The 13,686-nt window shown below is 72.1% G+C and carries 13 protein-coding genes; 5 read left to right on the top strand and 8 right to left on the bottom strand.

What is annotated here, in order from left to right:
* Nucleotides 1-163 precede the first annotated feature (163 nt).
* Complete coding sequence (locus tag RM779_RS30045; protein ID WP_311620944.1) at nucleotides 164-496, top strand: hypothetical protein; 333 nt, start codon at nucleotides 164-166, stop codon at nucleotides 494-496.
* Nucleotides 497-663: 167 nt separating this feature from the next.
* Here the strand turns inward: RM779_RS30045 and RM779_RS30040 are convergent, their stop codons facing one another.
* The 3 genes from RM779_RS30040 to RM779_RS30030 form a co-directional block, all read right to left on the bottom strand.
* Nucleotides 664-2,187, bottom strand: coding sequence for a ParB/RepB/Spo0J family partition protein (locus RM779_RS30040; protein WP_311620943.1), 1,524 nt, complete (start codon nucleotides 2,185-2,187; stop codon nucleotides 664-666).
* Nucleotides 2,188-2,281: 94 nt separating this feature from the next.
* Nucleotides 2,282-2,458, bottom strand: coding sequence for a hypothetical protein (locus tag RM779_RS30035; RefSeq protein WP_311620942.1), 177 nt, complete (start codon nucleotides 2,456-2,458; stop codon nucleotides 2,282-2,284).
* A 60-nt stretch (nucleotides 2,459-2,518) separates the two neighbouring features.
* Entirely contained in the window at nucleotides 2,519-2,725 is a 207-nt protein-coding gene (locus tag RM779_RS30030) for a hypothetical protein (protein ID WP_311620941.1), read from the bottom strand.
* Between the two features lie 848 nt (nucleotides 2,726-3,573).
* Here RM779_RS30030 and RM779_RS30025 point away from each other — a divergent pair.
* Nucleotides 3,574-3,867: a type II toxin-antitoxin system prevent-host-death family antitoxin gene (locus RM779_RS30025; RefSeq protein WP_311620940.1), complete on the top strand. Its 294-nt coding sequence runs from the start codon at nucleotides 3,574-3,576 to the stop codon at nucleotides 3,865-3,867.
* Between the two features lie 11 nt (nucleotides 3,868-3,878).
* Entirely contained in the window at nucleotides 3,879-4,124 is a 246-nt protein-coding gene (locus RM779_RS30020) for a type II toxin-antitoxin system RelE family toxin (protein ID WP_311620939.1), read from the top strand.
* A gap of 302 nt (nucleotides 4,125-4,426) precedes the next feature.
* Here the strand turns inward: RM779_RS30020 and RM779_RS30015 are convergent, their stop codons facing one another.
* The 4 genes from RM779_RS30015 to RM779_RS30000 form a co-directional block, all read right to left on the bottom strand.
* Nucleotides 4,427-6,247: an ATP-binding cassette domain-containing protein gene (locus tag RM779_RS30015; protein ID WP_311620988.1), complete on the bottom strand. Its 1,821-nt coding sequence runs from the start codon at nucleotides 6,245-6,247 to the stop codon at nucleotides 4,427-4,429.
* A 157-nt stretch (nucleotides 6,248-6,404) separates the two neighbouring features.
* On the bottom strand, nucleotides 6,405-7,166 hold the full coding sequence (locus RM779_RS30010; RefSeq protein WP_311620938.1) for a lasso peptide biosynthesis B2 protein: 762 nt from the start codon (nucleotides 7,164-7,166) through the stop codon (nucleotides 6,405-6,407).
* Nucleotides 7,166-8,962 carry an asparagine synthase-related protein gene (locus RM779_RS30005; RefSeq protein ID WP_311620937.1) on the bottom strand — a complete coding sequence of 599 codons (1,797 nt, stop codon included), beginning with the start codon at nucleotides 8,960-8,962 and terminating at the stop codon, nucleotides 7,166-7,168. Before RM779_RS30005 ends, RM779_RS30010 begins: the two co-directional genes overlap by 1 nt.
* A 100-nt stretch (nucleotides 8,963-9,062) precedes the next feature.
* Nucleotides 9,063-9,206: a hypothetical protein gene (locus RM779_RS30000; protein ID WP_311620936.1), complete on the bottom strand. Its 144-nt coding sequence runs from the start codon at nucleotides 9,204-9,206 to the stop codon at nucleotides 9,063-9,065.
* Nucleotides 9,207-9,427: 221 nt separating this feature from the next.
* On the opposite strand from RM779_RS30000, the gene RM779_RS29995 reads away from it, so the two are divergent.
* Both RM779_RS29995 and RM779_RS29990 read left to right on the top strand, forming a co-directional pair.
* Nucleotides 9,428-10,786: a transcriptional regulator gene (locus RM779_RS29995; RefSeq protein WP_311620935.1), complete on the top strand. Its 1,359-nt coding sequence runs from the start codon at nucleotides 9,428-9,430 to the stop codon at nucleotides 10,784-10,786.
* Nucleotides 10,787-10,977: 191 nt separating this feature from the next.
* Nucleotides 10,978-11,127, top strand: coding sequence for a hypothetical protein (locus tag RM779_RS29990; RefSeq protein WP_311620934.1), 150 nt, complete (start codon nucleotides 10,978-10,980; stop codon nucleotides 11,125-11,127).
* A gap of 600 nt (nucleotides 11,128-11,727) precedes the next feature.
* Here RM779_RS29990 and RM779_RS29985 read toward each other — a convergent pair.
* Complete coding sequence (locus RM779_RS29985) at nucleotides 11,728-13,674, bottom strand: TIGR03960 family B12-binding radical SAM protein (protein WP_311620933.1); 1,947 nt, start codon at nucleotides 13,672-13,674, stop codon at nucleotides 11,728-11,730.
* Nucleotides 13,675-13,686 lie beyond the last annotated feature (12 nt).

Here is a 13,686-nt window from a genome sequence, read left to right as displayed (position 1 = left end):
TGATCGTCGTCGCTGGTCACTGACATGGACTGGTCGTGCTCGTGCCTCTTCTGGTGATGGGTGTGGTCGTTCTTCGATCGATTCGGTGATCTTGTCGGACTTCCGCGCGGCCCGTCCGGCGAGGCGCGTTGTGCCCGCCCGGCGCGCGGCTCACGGTGAGCGCATGGCTTCACGACACGACATCGCCACACAGGAACGGCGGCGCCGCCTGCGGGAACGGCAGGAACACGAACGCAAGGAAGTACGGCGGCGCCAGCAGGCACAGAAGGCGGCGCTCAGCGAGATCGACACCGCGGTGGCGCGGCTGGAGGACGCGCGGGCCGCGGTCGCCGCCGCCGTGGCGCGCGCAGGAGAGGTCTTCCCGTCGAACGAGGCGCTGGCAGACCTGACGCCGTTCGACGTGCGGGAGATCCGGGCGTTCCAGCGGCTGCACCGGCAGACGGAACGCGCCACCGTGGTGGCGCCCCGGGCGGACGAGCCGACGCCGGTGAGCTGACGCCTTCCGGGCCGCGTCGGCCGGGGCCCCGTTTCATGGGGCGGTACGCTGGTTGTTCTGCGTGCCTCCCTGTGCGGGAGTGTGCGTGGTTCGCCAGGACCGGCGGCCGGGCCAGCCTCGTTCGAGGTCCGCCCGCGCGGCGGACGGCCGCCGGCCCCCAGCTCGGCTCAATCGCTCTTCGCCGACTCCGAAGCGATGAGTTCTCCGCCTTCCGCGGGGCAGTGCCCGCGTTCGATCTCGCTGGGTGTGTAGCCCTCGGCGATGAGGAAACGCAGCCATCCGCGCACGTCATCGTTCGGGCTCCGCCAGGCCTGGTCGTGCATGATCTCGGTCTCCATGGCGGCTGCCGCGTGGGCGAGGAGCAGGCGCCAGCGCCGGGCCCTGCCGGTGCGTGCGATCACCGGGGCGAACGGGCTGCCGGTGTCGGTCGGTTCGGGGACGTTCAGGAAGGCGGCGACCAGCGTCGGCCGCGGCCTGCGCGCGTACCGGGCGTAGGCGTCGCCGCCGCTGGTGATCAGGGACAGCAGGAACGTCCAGGCGGCATCCGAGGCCGTCTTGCGCGCGCACAGTTCGGTGATGAACCGGTGGCGCACTTCGCGGGCGGCGCGCCAGGCGCGGTTGTGGGCGATGACGTGTTTGCGTGCGGCTGCCTGCTCGGCCCGGTCGGCCGGGGGCTCGTTCCCGGCCGTCTCGGCGTTCTGGTCGAGCTGGTGGCCGTGCCGCTTCCACGCGGTGCACAGGAACACCGGCTCGTACGTTTCCGGGTGCAGCGTGGCGGCGTGGCCGGGGCAGTCGGCCGCGTGCCGCTCCGTGGTGAGCGGGTTGCCCAGCGGCGTGCGTAGATCCGTCAACGGGCGCGCGTCGCCTCGCCAGTCGAACGGGTAGGCGATGACCGGGACATGCGCGGCCGTCAGCTCGGCCTTCACGGACGTCTGCTTGGCCTGCTCGTCCCGTTCCTGCCGGAGGCGTTGCAGGGCGTGTGCCCAGTGACCGCGCCCGGCGTTGCCCGCGGCCCGGTCCGCCTGCCTGGCTTGGGAGAGCTGGTAGAGCGCGCCCGGTACGTCGACGACGTCGGCGTAGTCGGCCAGGTCGATCAGATCGAAGTCGTAGGCGGCGGCTTCCTCCAGGCTTTCGTCTCCAAGCGTGGCGGCCTTGTTCGCGGCCCGGATCTCCGCTGGCCGGTACCCCAGGGTGCGGGCATGGGCGGTGCGCTGGGCGTCGCTGAGCTCCATGAGCGCGAGCTGCGCCAGCGCCTCGACGTCGTCCCGGCGGCTGGCGGCCGTGCGCTGAGTGTTCTCCAGCATGCTGGCCACCAACGCTTCGTCATCCGCTCCGGCCAGGTCCTCGCGGACCAGGCACGGAACGAGCGCGTACGGCTGCTTCCTGCGCTTGGCCTCGGCGGCGACGGCCAGCGCGGCACGCAGGCGCCGCTGACCCCAGACCACCCCCAGCGCCCCGCCCGCGGGCTGGGGGCGGACGAGCAGCGGGACCTGCACGCCCTTGGCACGCACGCTGGCGATCAACTCGGGGTCCGGCTCGGTGGCGTCCCCCGTCTCCCGCTTCTTGCGGTGGTTGAACGGGTCGATCGTCAGCGCGTGCGGGTCCAGGTACTCCAGGCGCCCGATGTCATGACGAACGGTTTCCGGGTTCGCGCAAGTGCGCGCAGCGCGCGCTTCCGTAGCGGTGCTCATCACAGAGAGTTCCTTCCTCGGCGGAATGAGGGTGGGTGGTTCACCGCGGGCGGGGCGGCAGGGCCAACTGCCGCCCCGCCCGCAAAGCGGGTGGCTACTCGCCGCGCAGCCGCAACGTGAGCACGACTTCGCCGCCGTCCCCGGGACCGACCCGGGCGATCAGCACGGCCGGACGAGGCGTCTGGACCAGTCCGCAGCGGGGGACACGGGCGACCTTGACGACGCACTCCTGCGCCCCGTGCTCAGCACGCCGCAGAGCGAACCGGGCCATGCACAGCACATCCCACAGCCGCCCCGTTTCGTCCTGGCACACGCCCTTGCGGTCACTGTCCTAATTGCTCCAGGCCACACAGTCGGCATGCGCCGCAGCGGTCAACGCGACCGGCACGATGAAACCCGCATCACGCGCCAACGCCCGGCCTACCGGAACCAGCTCCCCCCGCTCGACCGCCTCGGCACGGGACACCGACGACCGGTCGACATCGACGCCCAGAGCGAAAGGCGGGATGACGCCCTCCGAGGTACGCAAGAAATTCATGAGACTGCACGCCTTTCCTTTGAATAGTGCATGATTCGCCTTTGCCGCCCCCGGGGCCAACCGGTGCCGACACAAGTAATTCTACCCATTCCCCCTGCCCGCATGGAAATGGATTCACCCATTCGCCACATGTCAATTTTCGGCTTCTTCCCGCTGCATATGGCATCCGAAAGCGAGTGATTGCGGAAGCCTTGCGGGCGTCACCGGGAATAGCAATAACAGTGGCGCCCGGCCGTGCCCACGGCATCAATTAGGGGAGCGGCAGCAGCTGCATCCTTGGCCCCAACGCCCAACGGCCCGTCATCACCGTAGACACCGGCCTGCGCCCCCGACCACGCCGGGACGGCGCCCAGCCCCGCACGCACCTCGCGTCCTCTCCCACTTCGCCCCGCCCCGGCCGCCCCTCCCCCGTAGCCAGCCAATTCCTCACGCATCCGCACGCACCCGCAGACGGCCAACAACGCGCCACGTAGGCCGCCCACGGATTCCGCGGCATGCTCCACGAGTTGGAGACTTTCCCTCGACAGGCACTTCCTCCTGCCACAGAAATGCATAAGAGAATCAACCAGGCAGAAGAATGAACGATCAGGGCGCACCAGAATCCCCATACACGAACGAATACATGCGCATATTCCCACGAGGCACAACGCCTGCCCTCCCATTCGTTCACGGTGCCCGTAGAAGTTGACGCACCAATTCTCCGACGGTCGCGCGCCCACACCGACAGTTTCGAAAGAACGCGAAAGAATCGTTGAGCGTCGCCCCCGACGGGGGCAAGCAGCCGACCTCGCGCCGGCCGTCCGAGCAGGCCGGGTATGTGACCCGGCGGTCTCGGTACCCTGTCGCACATGAGTGAGTACGCTCCGTTGCGCGGCCTGACAAGACTCGGCCCCTGGGACGCCATCCCGGTTTCCGCGGCCGGGGAGCAGTTGGCCGTTCTCGCCCGACGGGTGGCCGACTCCCGTGAGGAGATCGCGCTGACCGACGAAGAAGGCACCATCGTCGCCGTCGTCATCAGTCCCTCGAAGCTGGAGGATCTGGAGGACGATCTCGCTGTCGCGCGCAATGAGATCGACCGGCGGGACGGGAAGGAGCCGATCCCGCACGAGGAGTTGGTGGCCAGACTGAGGCGTGGCGAATGAGCCGGGAGCGTGTGCAGTACACCCCGGAGGCGGAACGCTCGCTGACTCGGTTACGCAAAGCCGACCCGGAAGGCGTCGACCAGGTACTGGACAGCATCAACCTCCTCCTCAGGAACCCGCGCCCCGCAGGCGCGCACCCCTACGGAGGTGACCAGTTCCGCATGCGCATCGGCTTCTACCGAGTGCTCTACAAGATCGCAAGCAGTAAGCCGCTGGTCATCAGCATCGAGCACGCAGGCCGAGGCCGAACCCCCTGACGTGCTCAACGCCCGCGTTCGTGGTCGAACCAGCCACGGCGGCCGAGGGCCACGGCCAAAAGCAAACACACGGCCGTTGGTAATCAGTTCCCAACCATGACGGATGGCGAGCGTGCGGGCGGTGGGCCGCCCGCACTCGGCTGATGCGCTGCTGCTGACCAGGACCCGAAGCTGGACGTGGGCTTCGACCCCGGCTGAGCGACGACGATCCGGCTGCCGCGGGCTTCGGGCGGGCCGCGCAGTGTGGTGGCCCGCTCCGGCGGGAGCGGCGGAGCGGGCCAGCTGGGACCTCGTCCTGGCTGCTACGGACCGGCCAGAACCGGGGTGGCAGGCCGTTGGCCTTCCTGGAGGGCGAGGAGTTCGGCGAAGGCCGAGCCGGGGCGGGCGGCCAGTTCGGCGAATGTGCCCTGTTCCAGGATGCGTCCGTGGTGCAGGACGATGACGCGGTCGGCGTGGCGGGTGCTGGCCAGGCGGTGCGTCACCAGCACGGTGGTCCGCCCGGCCGCGAGCTGCCGCATGGAGGCGAACAGGGCGGCCTCGGCGCGGGCGTCGAGGGCGGCGGTGGGCTCGTCCATGACGAGCAGAGTGGCATCACGGTGGAAGGCGCGGGCCAGGGCGATGCGTTGCCACTGGCCGCCGGAGAGATCGTGTCCGCCCCACCAGGAGCGGGCCAGTGAGGTGTCGAGCCCGTCGGGGAGGGCGGCGAGCACGGCGTCGGCGCGGGCCGCCGCGGCGGCGGCGTGGATGGCCGCGTCGCCGTCCGTGCGGGGGGTGCCGAGGTGGATGTTCTCCCGGGCGGTCAGCGGCCAGCGGGTGTACTCCTGCGGGACCAGGGCGACACACGCCCACACGCTGGCGGGGTCGGCGTCGGCCAGATCGACGTCGTTCCAGCGAACGGCGCCGGTATCCGGGAGGTAGAGCCCGGTGAGGAGTTGGGTCAGGGTGGTCTTGCCCGAGCCGTTCTCGCCGACCAGCGCGATGACCTCGCCGCGCTCGATGGTCAGGCAGATGTCGTCCAGGGCGGGCCGGTCGGTGCCTGGATAGGTGTAGCTGACGTGGTCCAGCGTGATGCGCTGCGGGCCGCCGCCCGGGATCGGTGTGGTGCCGCGGCGGGCGGCGTGCCGGTGGGCGAGGGCGGTGAAGTGGTACCAGTCGTCCAGGTAGAGGCTGGTGCGGAACAGCCGGGCGGCGGTGTGCATCGCGGCGGTGAGGGTGGTGTTGGCCAGGCGGAGGGCGACCACGGCGGAGCCGGCCGCCGCCAGGTCGAGGCGTCCGGTGGCGGCCAGGGCCGCGAGCGCGGCCCAGCCGGCGAGCTGGGCGCCGGCCGCGGCGAGGTCGCCGGCGACGCGGACGCGTTCGCCGTGGCGGACGGCGGTCAGGGCCTCGGCTTCCAGGCGCAGGGAGATCTCGCGGTAGCGGCCGGTGAGGAAGCCGGCCATGGTCGCGGTGCGGACCTCGGCGCCGGTGTTGCGGTCGGTGATGTAGCCACGCAGCGTGCCGCGCAGGCGCCGGTCGGAGACGGTGCGGTGGGTGGCGGCGTGTTCGATGCGGGCCGCACGCACGGCCGCCACGGCGCGCGGCACGGCGGCGGCCACCAGCAGCGGGATGAGCACCGGGTGCAGGGCGGTGAGCACGGTGGCCGCCGCGGCGATCTGCGCGAGCGCGGCCAGAGCTGCCTGAGCGTCTTCGACCAGTTCGGTCATGGCCTGCGCGCCGTCGCCGGCCGCTTGCAGCGCGTCCTCAACGCCCGGTTCCTCGTAGGCGGCCAGCTCCAGACCGGTCGCCGCGGCCAGGACGGCAAGGTCCGCCTCGCGCACGCACTTGGGTGCGATACGGGCGGCAGCCAGCCGCGCGGCGGCATTCGCCGCGTACCGCACCGTGAGAGCGACGGCGATGACGGCCAGCGTCGGCGCCGCGGCGCGGGCCCGCTCCCCGGCCGGGCCCTGGTCGAGCAGCTGCTCCAGCGCGCCGGAGACGGCCAGCAGACCGATGGCCGCCGCCACGGCGGCGACGAGTTGGCCGGTGGCGATGACGATGACAGCGCGGCGGTCCGCCTTCCACGCGACGGCAGCGGCTCGGCGCAGGGTGGTCGGCAGGCGGGCGGCCACCGCACGGGTCGTCATCTCCACCACCCGCTGATGATGCGCACCGGCGGCCAGTTGAGGCGCCGACCGGGGAGTTGGTGTGGTCATGCGTCCCATCAGCCCCGGAGGCAGCCGGCCCGGGCAACGCGTTTTGCCCGCACCGGCCGCTGTTCCCGCTGCTCAGATCCACATGACGTCAACTCTCCGCGACTCGGAATTCACCCGTCCGAGTGACCGCGTGAGTGGGGAGCCGAGGGGTGGTGTGGATCGGGGTCCAGGGGCGGTCCGGGTCGTGCGCGCCGAACGCCTCACCGGCCGGGGTCATCGTCCAGGCGTGTGCCTCGTTCGGCAGCGGCCGGGCGCCGAGGACCAGGTGAACGCGGCGGCCGGTCAGCGCGCAGGCGGTCACGGTCGCGGTTGCGACCTCCAGGCAGGCCAGCCGTCCCGGCCACCACCCGGGGCGGGTGGACAGGACGGCGTCGTGCAGCGCGGCGGCGCGGTCGGGCCGCGCGGGCGGCAGCAGCCGGACCGTGGCGAGAACCGTCAGCAGCCACCGCAGCGGCAGCAGCTTCACCGCGGCCACGGCGAGCGCGAGGCCGACGGCGGCCGGCAGCCGATGCCGCCACCGCGGCCGGCCGGTCCCCGCGGGCGGGCCGGTGGCAGGCTCGGCTTCGGGCAGCGGCACGGTGCCGGGCGGGGGCGGCAGCAGCCCGTCGGCGGCCAGCGCGTTCTCCGCGCGTCGCAGAACGGCGTGCACCCGGCGCTCGTCCGCGCCGTCCGCGCCGTTCGCGCTCAAAGCTTCGGCGAGCGGGGCGGTGGTGCCGTGCAGGAGAACGGTGTCCAGGACCCGTGCCGCGTCCGGCGTGAGCCAGATCCAGCGGTCGCGGGTCACGTCGAGCGCGGCGATCGTGCCATCCAGCAGCCGCGCGGCGTTCGTCAGCGGATGAGCCGGCGCCATCAGGCCACCTCCGCCGGACGGACGGTGGCCCACTGGCCGATGACCAGGAGGTGGTGCACGGCGGCCAGGCCGCCGCCCGCTCCTCTGCCTTCCCGGCCGTCGGCGACCGCGTCCAGCGTCGCCCGCGCCCGGTGCGGGTCGATCAGCCCGGCCCCCACCAGCGGGTGCGAGACGATCAGTTGGTGCAGACGGGCACGCTCCCGCCGCAGCCCGGTCAGCAGCATCGGGGCGAAACTCCCTTTCGACGACCGGGAAGTGAGCCAGCGCGGCAGCCCGGGAAGCGCCGCACCGAGCAGTACCTTCGGACGGCCGGGAACGTGCCGGCGGTGGGCGGGGATGTCGAAGGCGGCGCGGACGACGGTGTTGTCCAGGAACGGGTGGGTGAGGTTCGCGCCGAGGGCGGTGTAAAGGGGGTGGTGGGCGCGGCACTCGGCCGCGGTGGCGTGCAGCGCGGCCCAGTCGTCGAACGCGCCCGGCAGTCCGGCGGCCGACGCGACGTCCGCGGCCTGGCGCAGCCGCCCGGCGACCGCCTCCCGTCCGGCCGGGGTGAGCCACGCGGCGGCTGCGCCGAGATGGACCCACGACCAGCCGGTCGACGCCGACGCCGACGCCGCCGTCCCGGCGGCCACTTGGTCGGCGGCCACGTTCAACGCCTGCGGGCGGGTGAGGGCGGCCTGTTCGCGGGCGTGGCGCCACAGCGGGCCCGGCGCGGTGTTCCGGCGACGGGCCGTGGCGGCGAGGCCACGGTGGGCCGCGCGCCGCTGGCCGCGGGCGATGAGGTCGGGCCACACCGCGCTGGAAGCATCCAGCACCACGTCGCCGCCGTGCCCGGTCAGGTGCATCCGGCGCCCGGCGGCCGGGGCGAGGTAGGCGGCGTCCAGCGCGGCGGTGGACGAGGCGAGCACCGGCGCCTCCGTTGCTGTGGCGGGGAGGGTCTGGAAGTGCCACGTGGGCTCGGTGGCCACGTGGTGCCGGACGCCAGCGTGGTCGGCCACCCGCCGGGCGGTGGCGGTGTCCTCCGCGCTGGCCAGGGGACCGCCGTAGGTGACCGCCACCAGGCCGCGTGCGCGTTCGGCGGCCAGCAGCACGGCGGTGGAGGAGTCCAGGCCGCCGGACAGGTCAGCCCCCAGGTCTCCGCCGGACGCTTCCGCCCGCCACGCGACGGCCCCGCCCAGTGCCTCGCCGAACGCCTCCGCCCCGTCTTCGAGAGGGAGTTCGCCGCAGCGGGGCCGCGTGTTCACCGTGCCGCTCACGCGACCGTCGCGCGGGTGCCAGACCAGCCCCGATCCCCCGGCGACAGCGGCGACGCCCTCGTAGGAAGTCGCGGTCGGCCAGTGCCCCGCCCCGCTCACCAACTCGGCAGCGACCTGGTGCCAGTCGACCCCTGAACCGGTGCGGCCGGCCAGCATCCCGGCCCGGCTCGCCCACACCATCGCGTCCGGGCCCTCGGTGCTGGTGCGGAATACTCCGCGCAAGCCCGCCAGGTCCCCGCACACGAACTGCCGCCCGCCCGAGTCCAGTTCGGCCACGCACCAGTACGAGCCCGGCAAGGCCGTGAGTGCTGCCCACCGGCCGCGCCCCGCGGCCACCAGGGCAGCCCGCAACTCCTCCTCCCCAGCCGGACACGCCCCCAGCAGCACGAGCTCGCCCGCACCCAGCACGCTCACCGCCCGCACCGGCACCGCCGCCGAACACCACACTGCGCTGACCCCGGGCACGGACATCGCGGCCGGCGGCGGCTGCCCCCGCCACCCGCAGCCGCCGACAACCCACTCACCGTTCAACTCGCTGAGCATCCTCAACCTCCTGGTGAGACGAAGAAAGGGGGCGGAGACGACCCGCGTCGCCCCGCCCCCGAAACCCGCCACGGGTAGAACCCCCCGAGGGCGGGACAGATCAGGCGCTCTCGAAGTAGTTCGACTTGTCGGAGTCGTTGGCGTTCTGCCGGCCGAGGGTGGTCTCGGTGGCCGACTCGGCGGTGACGACCGGCGAGAAGCCGTCCAGCGTCAGCGGCTCGGCCGCGACCAGGGTGGTGTCCATGCGTGTGCCTCCAGCACGGTGTGATCCGGATGATGCCCGGCCCGGCGGCGATGACTGTCACCGGACCAGGTGACGCACCACCAACAGTGCGCGCCGCATCACACAGCGCGGAACGGCGCGGCCGTCCCCACGCGTGCCCACCCCGTACCCACGCGTACCCATGCCGGGCGAGGGCCGGCCGGGCGATGTCCACCGCGGCCCAAACTGGGCACCATCACCATGTGGAATTAGATGAGCACCCGTTGGCCTGGCTGCTCCACCACAAGGGCTGGTCGGCGACCAACTACCTCGCGCGGTTGGACCCCATTCACCAACGCCTCGGCTACGGCCGCATCTACACGCGGGAACGCAAGCGGGTCAGCCGATGGATCAGGGGCGGCGTCACGCCCGAGGAAGGTATCCGGCGGGCCATGGCCCACCTGCACCAGATCCCCGAGGAAGAGATCACCGCCCGCCCCTGGCCCGACTGGCTGCGTCTGGCCTGCCTGCGGGATCGGGACCTGCTCCAGGCCGAGTGGAACGCCCAGGCCACCGCCGAACTGCTCGACCGCATCGCCGCAGGAGGACCGATGGACCGCAGAGCATTCCTTGTCGTCACCGGAGTCACACCCGTTCTCGCACAGGCCGCCGCCGCCCAGCCGGCAGCCGCCCGCCACCACGGCCGCAGAATCAGCGCCGCGACACCCGACCTGTTCGAACAGGGCCTGGCAGTGCTGCGCCGCCAGGACGACCAACTCGGCTCCGGACAGGTCCACGCCTCCGCCCGCACCCAGCTCCGCCTCATCACCGACACCCTCACAGGCGCCTCGTACACCGAGGCCACCGGCCGGCGCCTCTACGCGGCAGCAGCCGAAGCCGCCCGCAGCTGCGGCTGGACCGCCCACGATTCCGGCCACCACGCGCTCGCCGAGGAGTTCTACGTTCTCTCCCTGCGAGCCGCCACCTCGGCCGATGACCCGGTGACCACCGCCAACACCCTGGCGTTCTGGGCCATCACCCGCTACTCGAACGGCGACCCGTACGGCGCCGTCGCCCTCGCCGAGGAAGCGCTCCGCCACACCGGGAAGTTCGACTCCCCCCGGCTGGAAGCCGTCCTGCACGCCCGCCGCGCCCGCGCCCACGCCAAAGCCGGCGACCACCGCGCCGCCGCCCGCGCCCAGGAGGCGGCGTTCACCGCCTACGACCGCACCCGCGAGCGCGCACCCGACGACGAGCCGGACGCCGTCTACTGGGTCAGCCTCGGCGAACTGGAAAGCTGGGCCGCGACCAACGCCATGAACCTCGGCGAACCCGCCCGCGCACTGGGCCATTTCGAGGCCATCCCCGCAGCCCAGCGCGACGAGGGCCACGACCCCGCCGCCTTCCCCCGCGCCGCTGCCCTCCGCCTGGCCCGCACCGCCGAGGCCCACATCGCCCTCGGCGACCTCGACGCCGCCGTGGCCACCGCACACCACGCCATCGACCACCTCGGCGGCGTCACCTCCGCCCGCAGCACCTCCACCCTCGGCGACCTGCGCACCCAACTCGCCGCCCACCGCGACACCGCGGTAGTGCGCGACTTCCTCAGCCGCACAGCCTGAACCCCACCCCCGCGCCGAGCAGCGTGGGCACGCGTGGGTACGGGGTGGGCACGCGTGGGGACGCCCGGGCCGTTCCGCGCTGTGTGATGCGGCGCGCACTGTTGGTGGTGCGTCACCCGGCCCGGCCCGGCGGCGAGCACTGCCACCGGGCCCCGGTTTCATCCGGATCACACCGTGCTGGAGGCACACGTATGGACACCACCCTGGTCGCGGCCGAGCCGCTGACGCTGGACGGCTTCTCCCCGGTCATCACCGTCGAACCGGCCACCGAGACCACCCTCGGCCGCGAACAGCACCGGGACGCGGACAAGGCGGACTACTGGGAAGGCACCAGGCCCTGAGCCCGAGACACTGCCCGCGCGACGACGCGGGGTGGCAGCCGACTGCCACCACGCGTCACCATTCCGTTCGTGCCCGACCAGAACGCGCCCCCGTCCATGCCCCTCTCAGGTGATCTACCTCTCGGGCAGCGCTCTGAACAGCAGTGATGCGTTGTGTGGCGAGATACCCCGAGGCCGACGTCCCGGTCCACCGTGTCTGCGGAAGTCATGTGGGGGCGGCTTCGAAAGGTCGGCATCGACATCATCGCCGAGCAACCCATGGTGCTCACCACCGAAGGCCATGAAGACGTCCTGCGGCAACGCCTGCCCATCTCCCCGGAGAGAAGCACCCCGAACGGCCTTCGGACGCCCCTGCCGGCCAGGGCGTGAAAGCCACCCGTTTCCCTCCGGGGTGAGACCAAGAACCGCATCGAGGCCCTGAAGACCAAGATCGGGGCTCGCCAGGAGACACGACCGCCGTGAACGGCGCCGACGTGCGAGCCTGCGCGGCGGCCGGAAGAATGGACGGAAGCAGAGGAGGGCCGCCGTCACCCGAATGGCCGATGCGGCCTCCGACGGGTACGTGACGTCCCTCACACTCGCCCTCAACAGCCCCTCGACCTATTTCCCCTGGCCAGCGCCCGACTTCACCACCTGCAACGGCAGCAGCTTCTTGCCTGTGGGTCCGATTTGTGTGGCTGTGTCCATCTGCGGGCACACGCCGCAGTCGAAGCAGGGGGTCCAGCGGCAGTCCTCGACCTCGGTCTCGTCCAGTGCGTCCTGCCAGTCCTCCCACAGCCAGTCCTTGTCCAGGCCGGAGTCGAGGTGGTCCCACGGCAGGACCTCCTCGTAGCCGCGCTCGCGCGTCGTGTACCAGGCGACGTCGACGCCCTGCGGGGTCAGGGCCCCCTCGGCGCAGGCCATCCACTGGTCGTAGGAGAAGAACTCCCGCCAGCCGTCGAACCGGCCGCCCGCCTCGTACACCGCGCGGATCACCGCGCCGACGCGCCGGTCGCCGCGCGAGAGCAGTCCCTCGACGGTGCCGGGCTTGCCGTCGTGGTAGCGGAAGCCGATGGAACGGCCGTACCGCTTGTCGGCGCGGATCGCGTCGCGCAGCTTGGCCAGCCGGGCGTCGGTCTCCGGCGCCGAGAGCTGCGGGGCCCACTGGAACGGGGTGTGCGGCTTGGGCACGAAGCCGCCGATGGAGACGGTGCAGCGGATGTCGTTGGACCCGGAGACCTCGCGGCCCTTGGCGATGACCCTGGTCGCCATCTCGGCGATCTGGAGCACGTCCTCGTCGGTCTCGGTGGGCAGCCCGCACATGAAGTACAGCTTCACCTGCCGCCAACCGTTGCCATAGGCGGTGGCGACAGTGCGGATCAGGTCCTCCTCGGAGACCATTTTGTTGATCACCTTGCGAATCCGCTCGCTGCCGCCCTCGGGGGCGAACGTGAGCCCGGAGCGGCGCCCGTTGCGGGTCAGCTCGTTGGCGAGGTCGATGTTGAACGCGTCGACGCGGGTGGACGGCAGCGAGAGGCCGATCTTGTCCTCTTCGTACCGGTCGGCGAGGCCCTTGGCGATGTCGGCGATCTCGCTGTGGTCGGCCGAGGACAGCGACAGCAGGCCGACCTCCTCGAAACCGGTGGCCTCAAGGCCCTTGTCCACCATGTCGCCGATGCCGGTGATCGAACGCTCGCGCACCGGCCGCGTGATCATGCCCGCCTGGCAGAACCGGCAGCCGCGCGTGCAGCCGCGGAAGATCTCCACCGACATCCGCTCGTGCACGGTCTCCGCCAACGGCACCAGCGGCTGCTTGGGGTACGGCCACTCGTCGAGGTCCATCACGGTGTGCTTGGCGACGCGCCAGGGCACCCCCGGCCGGTTGGGCACCACGCGGGAGATCCGGCCGTCCGGCAGGTACTCCACGTCGTAGAAGCCCGGCACGTACACCCCGCCGCCGCGCGCGAGGCGCAGTAGCAGCTCCTCGCGCCCGCCCGGGCGGCCTTCGGCCTTCCAGGCGCGCACGATGCGGGTGATGTCCAGGACGGCCTGCTCGCCGTCGCCGACGACCGCGCAGTCGATGAACTCGGCGATGGGCTCCGGGTTGAACGCGGCGTGCCCACCGGCCACCACCACCGGGTGGTCGGTGGTGCGCTCCCGCGCCGACAGCGGAATCCCGGCCAAGTCGAGGGCGGCCAGCAGGTTGGTGTAGCCCAGCTCCGTCGAGAAGGACACGCCCAGCAGGTCGAACGCGGAGACCGGCCGGTGCCCGTCCACCGTGAACTGCGGGACGCCGTGCTCGCGCATCAGCTCCTCAAGGTCGGGCCACACGCTGTAGGTGCGCTCCGCGAGGACGCCCTCCTGCTCGTTCAGCACCTCGTAGAGGATCATGACGCCCTGGTTGGGCAGCCCCACCTCGTACGCGTCGGGGTACATCAGCGACCAGCGGACGTCGCAGGCGTCCCAGTCCTTGACGGTGGAGTTCAGCTCACCACCGACGTACTGGATCGGCTTCTGAACGTGCGGGAGGAGGGCCTCCAGGCGCGGGAAGACCGACTCGACAGGCATGGGCTCGCGTCC

Source organism: Streptomyces johnsoniae (genome assembly GCF_031845565.1).
Classification (GTDB): domain Bacteria; phylum Actinomycetota; class Actinomycetes; order Streptomycetales; family Streptomycetaceae; genus Streptomyces; species Streptomyces johnsoniae.
Note: the sequence above shows the minus strand (reverse complement) of the source record. Positions and strands in the feature narration are given on the sequence as shown.

Coding starts and splice junctions, on each gene's coding strand:
- RM779_RS30045 (WP_311620944.1), top strand. CDS start 164: ATGGCTTCACGACACGACATCGCCACACAGGAACGGCGGCGCCGCCTG.
- RM779_RS30040 (WP_311620943.1), bottom strand. CDS start 2,187: ATGAGCACCGCTACGGAAGCGCGCGCTGCGCGCACTTGCGCGAACCCG.
- RM779_RS30035 (WP_311620942.1), bottom strand. CDS start 2,458: ATGGCCCGGTTCGCTCTGCGGCGTGCTGAGCACGGGGCGCAGGAGTGC.
- RM779_RS30030 (WP_311620941.1), bottom strand. CDS start 2,725: ATGAATTTCTTGCGTACCTCGGAGGGCGTCATCCCGCCTTTCGCTCTG.
- RM779_RS30025 (WP_311620940.1), top strand. CDS start 3,574: ATGAGTGAGTACGCTCCGTTGCGCGGCCTGACAAGACTCGGCCCCTGG.
- RM779_RS30015 (WP_311620988.1), bottom strand. CDS start 6,247: ATGACGACCCGTGCGGTGGCCGCCCGCCTGCCGACCACCCTGCGCCGA.
- RM779_RS30010 (WP_311620938.1), bottom strand. CDS start 7,166: ATGGCGCCGGCTCATCCGCTGACGAACGCCGCGCGGCTGCTGGATGGC.
- RM779_RS30005 (WP_311620937.1), bottom strand. CDS start 8,962: ATGCTCAGCGAGTTGAACGGTGAGTGGGTTGTCGGCGGCTGCGGGTGG.
- RM779_RS30000 (WP_311620936.1), bottom strand. CDS start 9,206: ATGGACACCACCCTGGTCGCGGCCGAGCCGCTGACGCTGGACGGCTTC.
- RM779_RS29990 (WP_311620934.1), top strand. CDS start 10,978: ATGGACACCACCCTGGTCGCGGCCGAGCCGCTGACGCTGGACGGCTTC.
- RM779_RS29985 (WP_311620933.1), bottom strand. CDS start 13,674: ATGCCTGTCGAGTCGGTCTTCCCGCGCCTGGAGGCCCTCCTCCCGCAC.